Source organism: Streptomyces sp. AC627_RSS907 (assembly GCF_019049165.1).
This window is the reverse complement of sequence record NZ_JAGMUE010000875.1, coordinates 1-560: the sequence shown is the minus strand read 5'-3', so window position 1 is coordinate 560 and position 560 is coordinate 1. Positions and strand designations below refer to the sequence as shown.

The window sequence follows — 560 nt, the reverse complement described above, 5'->3', positions numbered from 1 at the left end:
CTGCCATCTACGGGTTCAGCCGCTTGACCATGATGCCGAAGACGGGCGAATCCTCGAACGGCTTCTGCTCTCCCATCTTCTCGTAACCCCACCGCTCGTACAGCTCCACCACCTTGGGGTGCGCCACATCAACGAGCAGTGTCGCGACCTCGTCGCCACGGCTGCTCACGACCGCGTCGTGCAGCCGCTGCGAAGTGCCCGTCTTACGCCACTCCTTGAGCACGAGGAGTTCGGAGAGCCCGAAGACGGGCACACCTTCGGGCACGGACCTCGGCCGCTCGGAGCCCTTCCACCAGCCACCCGGGGCAAAGGACGCTCCGTACGCGAATCCAGTCGGAACCTCGTCGTCGAAGCCGACGACACACGACCACGACGGCTTCCCGCTCCACCTGTCGTAGAACCAACTGAAGCGCTCGCGGGAAAGGAAGGGGTCGCTTGAGCCGCCGTGAACGGCGCTGTGGAGATCTAGGACGGTCTCGCGAATGGAGGCCGCGTCGGCGCTGGTGTACGTACGTAAACGCATTTCTAGCTCCTTCTCGAAAATGTGCACCGATGCCCAT

The 560-nt window shown here is 63.4% G+C and carries 1 protein-coding gene; it reads right to left on the bottom strand.

Annotation, left to right across the window (positions count from 1 at the left end; genetic code table 11):
- Positions 1-7: 7 nt before the first annotated feature.
- Positions 8-560 (bottom strand): GNAT family N-acetyltransferase (locus KUM32_RS39160; protein WP_308408835.1); only part of this gene is annotated, 553 nt, incomplete at its 5' end.